This is a genomic window from Betaproteobacteria bacterium, from assembly GCA_016791345.1.
Lineage (GTDB): Bacteria > Pseudomonadota > Gammaproteobacteria > Burkholderiales > JAEUMW01 > JAEUMW01.
In genome coordinates this window covers 1-8,849 of the sequence record JAEUMW010000004.1, presented here as the reverse complement: position 1 = coordinate 8,849, position 8,849 = coordinate 1, and the positions used below count along the sequence as shown (strand labels likewise).

Here is an 8,849-nt window from a genome sequence, read left to right as displayed (position 1 = left end):
GGAGGTGACGAGCAGATTGAGCGATGCGATCTCTTCACGCCACGAGAGATGGTTGCAGACCTCGAGCCATTTCGCGTGCTGGTTGAACATGGAGTCGATCACGTGCACGAAGGCTTCATAGGACGACAGGAAACCGTGGCGTCCGGTCAGCAGATACCCTTCCAGCATGCCCTCCATGGTGTGCTCGGACAGCATCTCGACGACGCGCCCGTCGGGGGCGATCTCGGTGCCGTCCGCATCCTCGGGGAAGTACTGCGCGAGCCAGAGCTTCTTGCTCACCTCGTAGATCGCCGAGAGCCGGTTGGAGGTGTTCTCGTCGGGCCCGAACACGCGGAAGTTGTTCGCGTTGTGGCGCATGATGTCGCGCAGGAAGTTGCCGAGCGGCTTGGTGTTCTCGGCACGCGTCTGCCCCGGCTTGTCGAAGCGCACGGCGTAGTCGCGAAAGTCCGGCATGCGCAGCGCACGCTTGAGGAGCCCGCCATTGGCATGCGGGTTCGACCCCATGCGGCGCTGCCCCTGCGGCGGCAGCGCGAGCAGTTCGGCAGCCGGCGTGCCGTTGGCATCGAACAGTTCCTCCGGCCGGTAGCTGCGCATCCACTCTTCGAGCACCTTGAGGTGCGCGATGTTGGTCTGCACATCCGTCATCGGCACCTGATGCGCGCGCCAGAAGCCCTCGACCTTGTGGCCGTCGATGGCCGCCGGCGCCGTCCATCCCTTCGGGGTGCGCAGCACGATCATCGGCCAGCGCAGGCGCGTCGCGGTACCACTCGCACGCGCTTGCCCCTGCGCCGTGCGCACATCGGCCAGACACTGGTCGAGTGTCGCGGCCATCACCTGGTGCATACTGGAGGGCTCGGACCCTTCGACGAAGTGCGGCGTCCAGCCGCAGCCGCGCAGGAAGTCCTCGAGTTCCTCGCGCGTGATGCGCGCGAGCAGCGTCGGATTGTTGATCTTGTAGCCGTTGAGATTCAGGATCGGCAGCACCGCCCCGTCGCGGATCGGATTGAGGAACTTGTTGATGTGCCACGAGGTGGCGAGCGGCCCGGTCTCCGCCTCGCCGTCGCCGACCACGGCCGCCACGATCAGATCCGGATTGTCGAAGGCCGCGCCGCAGGCGTGCGAGAGCACGTAGCCGAGTTCACCGCCTTCGTGGATCGAACCCGGCGTCTCCGGCGTGCAGTGGCTGCCGATGCCCCCCGGAAAGGAGAACTGGCGGAAAAAGCGCAGCAACCCCTCCTCGTCCAGCGTCTTGTCGGGATAGATCTCCGAATAGCTGCCTTCGAGATAGACCGGCCCGAGCACACCCGGCGCACCATGACCCGGACCGGCCATGAAGATCATGTCGAGGTCGTCGCGCTTGATGAGGCGATTCAGGTGCGCGTAGCAGAACGAAAGCGCCGGGCTCGTCCCCCAGTGCCCGAGCAGGCGGTGCTTCACGTGCGCGGGTTCGAGCGGCTTGGCGAGCAGCGGGTTGTCGCGCAGGAAGATCATGCCGAGCGAGAGGAAATTGCACGCGCGCCAGAAGGCATCGATCTGACGCAGTTCCTCCGCGGAAAGCGGCGCGCCGCTCACGGTGGAACGGGCGGGGCCGAACGCGGAAAGCTCCGGCGGAGTCGCAACCTGATTCATGGCAGTGCCCCTCTTCGTGAAATCGCACCCCGCGCCTTCTGCATTACTCGCCGAGCGAATTGTTGACGATCTGCTGTGCCTCGGTGACGATGGTCTTCAAGTGCGCCTCATCCTTGAAACTCTCGGCGTAGATCTTGTAGATGTTCTCGGTGCCGGACGGTCGCGCGGCGAACCAGCCGTTCGCGGTCACCACCTTGAGCCCGCCGATGGCCGCGTTGTTGCCCGGCGCGCGCGTGAGCTTGTCGGTGATCGGCTCACCCGCGAGCGTCGCCGCGGTCACCGCCTCGGGCGAAAGCTTGCCGAGCTGCGCCTTCTGCACCGGCGTCGCTGCGGCGTCGATGCGCGTGTAATACGGCGCGCCGAATTCCTCCGTCAGGGTGCGGTAATGCTCACCCGGATCGCGTCCCGTGCGGGCTGTGATCTCCGCCGACAGCAGGTTCAGGATGATGCCGTCCTTGTCCGTCGTCCAGACGCTGCCGTCGCGCTTCAAGAAGCTGGCACCGGCGCTCTCCTCGCCGCCGAAGCATACCGACCCGTCGAGCAATCCCGGCGTGAACCACTTGAAGCCGACCGGCACCTCGGAGAGTTTGCGCCCGAGCTTGCGCACGACGCGGTCGATGATGCCGCTGCTCACCAGCGTCTTGCCCACCGCGGCCTGCGTCGGCCACGACGGACGATGCGTGAGCAGATAGCTGATCGCCACCGCCAGATAATGGTTCGGATTCATGAGACCGGCAGCGGGCGTGACGATGCCATGGCGGTCGGAGTCCGGGTCGTTGGCGAAGGCGACGCGATAGCGGTCCCGGAGTCCGACCAGGCTTGCCATCGCATACGGGCTCGAGCAGTCCATGCGGATCTTGCCGTCGTGGTCGACCGTCATGAACGAGAACGTCGGATCGACGTTCGGGTTCACGACCGTGATGTCGAGGCCGTAGGTGCGGTTGATCGGCTCCCAGTAGCGCACGGCCGCGCCGCCGAGGGGATCGACCGCGAGCTTGAGTCCGGCAGCGCGGATCGCCTCCATGTCGATGACGTTCTTCAGGTCGTCGACGTAGGGCTGGATGAAATCCTCCTCGCGCGTCGTCTCCGCCTTCAGCGCGTTCGCATAAGGCGTGCGGCGCACGTCGCGGTTGCCGGCGCGCAGCAGTTCATTGGCGCGGTTCTGCACCCAGCCGGTCACGTCGGTGTCCGCCGGGCCGCCGTTCGGGGGGTTGTACTTGAAGCCGCCGTCCTCCGGCGGGTTGTGCGACGGCGTGATGACGATGCCGTCGGCGAGATGCTCGGTGCGCCCGCGGTTGTAACTCAGGATCGCGTGCGACACGGACGGCGTCGGCGTGAAGCCGTCGCCCTTCTGGATGAGGGTCGTCACGCCGTTGGCGGCGAGCACTTCGAGCGCGGTGCGCTGCGCCGGTGCCGACAGGGCGTGCGTGTCCTTGCCCATGTACAGCGGCCCGTCGGTGCCCTGCGCGCGGCGGTAGTCACAGATCGCCTGGGTGATGGCGAGAATATGCGTCTCGGTAAAGGAGCCCGAGAACGGCGAGCCGCGATGGCCGCTTGTGCCGAAGCTGACGAGCTGGGTGGGGTCCGCCGGGTCGGGGCGGCGGTCGTAGTAGGCAGCTTCGAGCTGCGCCACGTCGACGAGCATCGACTTCGGCGCGGGTTTTCCGGCAAGCGGCGAGGTGGCCATGATTATTCTCCCTGGTATCAGACCCGCCATCCTACGATAAACATGGCGACTTGGGCGCACCCGGCTGTGTTACACATTTTCCCGCCGAGGGCGCGACCGTGGATTCCTAATCGAGTGGCAGCGGTTTGACGCCCCAGATCTGCGTCGCGTATTCGGCAATGGTGCGATCGCTCGAGAATTTTCCGGAAGCGGCGACATTGAGGATGGCCTTGCGCGACCAGGCGTGCGCATCGGCGTAGAGATCGGTGATGCGTTGATCCGCCTCGAGGTAGGCGCGCAGGTCGGCCAGATGCATGTAGTGATCGCCTCCCGTCAGCAGCGCCTCGCGCAGCGGCTCGAAAATGCCGGGCTCATCGCTGTTGAAATGGCCGGAGAACACGAGGTCGAGCGCGGCACGCGTCTCCGGTTCGTTGTCGTAGTGCCATTGCGGCCGGTACCAGGGGCGACTCGAGGCAACCTGATCCGCCGTGAGCCCGAAGAGGAAGAAGTTCTCTTCGCCGGCCTCCTGCGCCATCTCGATCGTCGCGCCATCGCGCGTGCCAAGCGTCAGCGCGCCGTTCATCATGAACTTCATGTTGCTGGTGCCGCTCGCCTCGTAGCCCGCGGTCGAGATCTGATTGGAGACGTCTGCCGCCGGGATCAGGCGCTCGGCCAGCGTCACGCGATACTCCGCAAGGAACAGCACCTTGAGCCGCCCGCGCACCGCGGGATCGCCGTCGACCACCGCAGCCAGGTTGTTGATGAACTTGATGATGACCTTGGCGAGGTGATAGGCCGGTGCCGCCTTGCCGGCGAAGAAGAAGGTGCGCGGCGCCATCTCGAGCGCCGGATCCGCGCGCAGCCGGTTGTACAGCACGACCACGCGCAGCGCGTTGAGCAGCTGGCGCTTGTATTCGTGGATGCGCTTCACCTGGCAATCGAAGATCGTGTCCGGGTCCACGCTCTGCCCGGAAGTCGTCTTCAGCCACTCGGCAAAATGCACCTTGGCGGCGCGCTTCGCTCTCCGATACGCGTCACGGAACGCCGCATCGTCGGCAAGCGGTGCGAGCTTCCCGAGTTCCGTGAGGTCCGTGATCCAGCGCTCCCCGATGGCCGCCGTGATGGTCTGCGCGAGCGCCGGATTGGCGAGCCGCAGCCAGCGCCGCGGCGTCACGCCATTGGTCTTGTTGCTGAAGCGATCCGGATACATCTCGGCCAGATCGCGCACGGTCATCGTGCGCAGCAGTTGGGAATGGATGGCTGCGACACCGTTGGTGCTGTGCGAGCCGACGATGGCGAGATTCGCCATGCGCACGTGCCGCTCGCTTCCCTCCTCGATCAGGCTCATGCGCTCCACGCGTCCGTCGTCGCCGGGAAAGCGCGCGCGCACCTCGTCGAGCAGGCGCTGGTTGATCTCGTAGATGATGGCGAGCTGGCGCGGCAGAACCATCTCGAACCATACGACCGGCCACTTCTCCAGCGCCTCCGGCAGCAGGGTGTGATTGGTGTAGGCGAGGGTTGCCCGCGTGAGCGTCCACGCCTCGTCCCACGGCAGGCCGACTTCGTCCAGCAGGATGCGCATGAGTTCCGGCACGGCGAGGGTCGGATGCGTGTCGTTCAACTGAATCGCGACTTTCTCCGGCAGCGTGCGCCAGTCGCTGTTCGCCGCCCGGAAGCGCCGCACGAGGTCGGCGAGCGAGCAGGCGACGAGAAAATACTCCTGCATGAAACGCAGTGCCTTGCCGCGCACCGTGGAATCGTCCGGATAGAGCACGCGCGTGAGCGACTCGGCCGCCAGCGTCTCGGCCAGCGCCGCCACGAAGTCGCCGCTGCTGAATGCCTGGAAATCGAAATAATCGGGCGCCGCGGCCGCCCACAGGCGCAGCGTGTTGATGGTCCGTCCGCCGTATCCCACCACCGGCCGGTCGTAAGGTATTCCAATCAGCGTCGAAGGCAGATTCGGAATCCAGGCGATGCCGCCCGCGCGCATCCGGAACGAGCATCCCAGCTTGACCTCGACCGTCTCGTTCGGACGCGCCACCTCCCAGGGATCGGGACGCCGCAGCCAGTTGTCCGGGCTTTCCTGCTGCCAGCCGTTGTCGATCGTCTGCCGGAAGATGCCGTACTCATAGCGCAGGCCATAGCCCATGGCCGGGATTTCGAGCGTGGCGAGCGAATCGAGGAAGCATGCCGCGAGACGGCCGAGACCGCCGTTGCCGAGCCCGGCATCCGGCTCCTCTTCCAGCGCCCCGAGCCAGTCGATGTTCTTCCGTTGCACCAGCTGCTCGGCGAGCGGACCGAGCAGCAGATTGATCACGTTGTCGGCGAGCGAGCGGCCGATGAGAAACTCCATCGACAGGTAGTACACCCGCTTCGGGTTGGCACGGGCGTGCGCGTCGCGGGTGAGCACCCAGCGCTGGGCGAGCACGTCGCGGATGGAGCGCGCCAGCGCCTCGAAGCGCTCCCGCGCATCGGCCTCGGCCGGGCCCACCACGTTGTCGAAAACGAGGTGGCGCTCGTAGAAGGCATTGTCGGTGCCCACAAAGTGAATCGGGCCGCAGCCGTACTGCGCGAGGAGTTTCCCGACGGCATTCCCGGATGAAGCAGTCACCTTCCGCACCTCCTCACGTTTTGCTGGCGTCCGCAAGCCACTGCACCACGACGCCGCTTCAGGCGTCAAGTGCCGAGGTGCCGGGTCTCGTCCCAGAGCCGGATCACCGGCTCCGAGCGGTCGTGCTCGTAGCCGAGCGCACTCAGGCTCGACGTGCTGAGAAGGAAGAACTGGCCGGCCACCGGATCGAGGCCGAGCCAGCGCGCCGAGAGCGTGCGCAGGATGTGCCCGCTGGAAAAAAGCAGCACGTTGCCGTCGATCACCCGCACCCGTGCGATCACGCGATCGGCCCGGGCGGCGACCTGTGCCAGCGTTTCGCCGCCGGGGCAGCCGTCGCGGAAGATGCGCCAGTCCGGCCGCTCGATGCGGATGTCCTGTGTCCGCCGCCCTTCGTAATCGCCGTAATTCCACTCGAGGAGGTCGGGGTCGGATTCGGCAACGCCCCCGAACCCCGCCAGCTCGGAGCTGCGCACGGCCCGTGCGAGAGGGCTCGTGTACACCTTGGCGAAGTCGAGTTCGGCGAGCCGGGGTGCCAGGCTTCGCGCCGCACGCTCGCCGCGCTCGGTGAGCGGCAGGTCGGTGAGTCCGGTGTGCTGGCCGGTCAGGCTCCAGGCAGTCTCACCGTGGCGCGCGAGATAGAGAAGCGGCAGTTGAGCGGTCACGGCAAACGTGTCCTCTCACGCCCACCGGTCGCGCCCGCTCCAAAGCTCTTCCGCTTCCACACGCGATCGCACATGGCGAAGGATTGTGGCACAGGCGCGCGGGTGGGCGTTAGCCTGCCGTGGCTTGCGTTGCGCGCGGCCGCATGCGAACCCGGAAGAACTTCCTGACCCGTGGAATATCTCCTCTCGCGAAGCCATCAGGGTGTCGGCACGACCTGATAGTGGACGCCATTCGCTCCGTAGAGCGGCTTGAACCAGGTGTTGCCGCTCAGGTAATAGGTGGTGCCGCCCCGGCTGACGGCAATGGCGCCCGGCGGCGGCGCGGCATAGCTCGCACCCGTCGCGTAGGCCCCGGCCGCACCCGCCGCCACGCCGGCGTTATAGGCGCCCGCGGTGTTCGCGCTGCCCGCCGCCACCCCGGCAGCATAGGCGTTCGAGGTGGCGGCCGCGGTGTTGGCCGAAGCGACCGCCGCTCCAGCGGCCACACCCACCACCGCACCGGCCGCGGCCGCACATCCGGTGCAGCCGGACGAGGTGTAGTACGGCACCGCGACCGGCGGATGGTAGGGGTAATAGGCAGCGGATCCGGGGGGATGGTATCCGGGAGCCGCGCCTGGGCCGGCATGATAGGCACCCTCGCCGTACTTGCCCTCGGTGACGCCACCTTCGACGTTGGTATGCTCGGCGCCCTCGCCGTATTTGCCGGCGGTCGAGCCGCCGTAGACGTTCGTGTGCTCCGAACCACCGTCGAAGGCGTGTTCCGAACTGCCGCCAAAGCGGTTCGTGTGCTCGGTGCCTACCCCCGCCTCATGCTCGGTGCTGCCGCCGAAGCGATTGGCGCTGCCCCAGGCGAGGACGGCCGAGGGCGCAAGCAGGGCGATCATCAAACCAGATGAGCAGATCGCAATGCATTTCATGGCGAGCCTCCTAAGGTTTTTTCGCTGGTGAAGTCTTGACCGGATTCGTCGGCAGCTGTTTCGTCACCGCGGGCAGCTGCGGGCTCCCGAACGAAATGCGGTTTGCATTGGCAGCCTTCGCCGACTCGAAGAATTCCGTGGCCACCGGACTATCGAGCTGCCAGTTGGAGAGTTCCATCTCGTGCCGAAGCTGCAGCGGATCGGCAAGGTACACCGCGCGCACCCGCCGCGGCAGCTTGTCTTCCGCGCCGATCCACGCCTGCACGAAGACGCCACCGCTCACGTACGCCACCATGTCGGTGGTGACACCCCCGACGATGTTCGATTGCCCGATATAGAAGGCGAGCTCGAGGCCCTCGGCGATGTCCTTGTACGGATCGGTGACGATGAAATCCGTGAATGGGAAGTAGATCGATGCCGAATCGAACGCCGCCTTGAGCATCGCATCCACGGTCGGCGGGGCATCGGCCACGGCCACCAGATTCTCGACCGGCGCGAAAGCCATCATCGTCTTGCCGTTGTAGTAGAACTCCGAAGGCGGACCGTCGCCATAGGTGATCACCCGCAGCTTGTCAGGTCGCAGCAGGGCGACGTCCGACTTGGTGGTGTAAACGAGGGCCGGCCCGTAGCGGCTCGGATGTTCATACGAGACGATCGCCGTGAAGCTCATCGACTTCGCCGCCGCGAGCCGCGCGCTCGCTGCCTTCAGGAGGTCGACCGCTTTCGCCTCGATTACCGGCTTGACCTGCGCTGCGGCGGCAGGCTTGGCCGCCGACTTCGCCTTCGCGGATTTCGCTGCTGACGGCTTCTTCGCGGGTTGCGATGACGCCGCGTAGCCGTTGCCGGCGAGCGCGAGGCTCACCGCAACGAGCAACGCGCGCCACAAGCGGGATTTTGGCGCCTCCATCACGGAATCATCCCGCACTCGAACATCTTGGTGGCGATCGGACCGGCCACCTTGTTGAGGAAGGCGGATGCCATCTGCGGATCACCGCGCAGCATCTGGATCGCCTCCTGCTCGCGCGGTGACTTGGGTTGACCCTTCCGCTCCCACAACTGCTCGCAGCTCGCGCCCTGGTATTTCTCGATCACGCGCTGGGCGACCATGTCCAGGACTGGATACTGCGCCTGGGCGCCGTTCACCAGCAGCAGCGCGCCGAGCAGAGCAAATAGACCGCAATGTTTCAGCATGGTCTTCTCCTCCCTTTCTTGATGTCGATCGAGGTATGACTCAACCGGGTACGTTGCCGAGCTGGGACTTGTCGTAGACCGCGATGATGCGCACGTTCTGGTAGCGCTGCTCCACTGACATGGAAGCACCCTTCGGCGCATACATGTCACCCACCGCTGAAACCTTGTAGTAC

At 65.9% G+C, this 8,849-nt stretch carries 7 protein-coding genes; all 7 read right to left on the bottom strand.

Annotated features, from left to right (window positions below):
• A partial coding sequence (locus tag JNK68_00130; GenBank protein ID MBL8538753.1) for a phosphoketolase family protein occupies positions 1-1,629 on the bottom strand: 1,629 nt, incomplete at its 3' end.
• Between the two features lie 43 nt (positions 1,630-1,672).
• Positions 1,673-3,316, bottom strand: a complete 1,644-nt coding sequence (locus JNK68_00125) for an alpha-D-glucose phosphate-specific phosphoglucomutase (GenBank protein ID MBL8538752.1) — start codon at positions 3,314-3,316, stop codon at positions 1,673-1,675.
• 106 nt (positions 3,317-3,422) lie between these two features.
• Positions 3,423-5,915, bottom strand: a complete 2,493-nt coding sequence (locus JNK68_00120; protein ID MBL8538751.1) for a glycogen/starch/alpha-glucan phosphorylase — start codon at positions 5,913-5,915, stop codon at positions 3,423-3,425.
• A gap of 56 nt (positions 5,916-5,971) precedes the next feature.
• Positions 5,972-6,568, bottom strand: coding sequence for a histidine phosphatase family protein (locus JNK68_00115; protein MBL8538750.1), 597 nt, complete (start codon positions 6,566-6,568; stop codon positions 5,972-5,974).
• Positions 6,569-6,765: 197 nt separating this feature from the next.
• Positions 6,766-7,485: a hypothetical protein gene (locus JNK68_00110; protein MBL8538749.1), complete on the bottom strand. Its 720-nt coding sequence runs from the start codon at positions 7,483-7,485 to the stop codon at positions 6,766-6,768.
• A gap of 10 nt (positions 7,486-7,495) precedes the next feature.
• Positions 7,496-8,392 (bottom strand): DUF2092 domain-containing protein, encoded by an 897-nt coding sequence (locus JNK68_00105; GenBank protein ID MBL8538748.1) that lies wholly within the window; start codon positions 8,390-8,392, stop codon positions 7,496-7,498.
• On the bottom strand, positions 8,392-8,676 hold the full coding sequence (locus JNK68_00100; GenBank protein ID MBL8538747.1) for a hypothetical protein: 285 nt from the start codon (positions 8,674-8,676) through the stop codon (positions 8,392-8,394). Before JNK68_00100 ends, JNK68_00105 begins: the two co-directional genes overlap by 1 nt.
• Between the last annotated feature and the right edge of the window lie 173 nt (positions 8,677-8,849).

Bases quoted from the DNA above. Each gene is read 5' to 3' on its own strand.
- JNK68_00125 (MBL8538752.1), bottom strand. From the start codon at position 3,316: ATGGCCACCTCGCCGCTTGCCGGAAAACCCGCGCCGAAGTCGATGCTC.
- JNK68_00110 (MBL8538749.1), bottom strand. From the start codon at position 7,485: ATGAAATGCATTGCGATCTGCTCATCTGGTTTGATGATCGCCCTGCTT.
- JNK68_00105 (MBL8538748.1), bottom strand. From the start codon at position 8,392: ATGGAGGCGCCAAAATCCCGCTTGTGGCGCGCGTTGCTCGTTGCGGTG.
- JNK68_00100 (MBL8538747.1), bottom strand. From the start codon at position 8,676: ATGCTGAAACATTGCGGTCTATTTGCTCTGCTCGGCGCGCTGCTGCTG.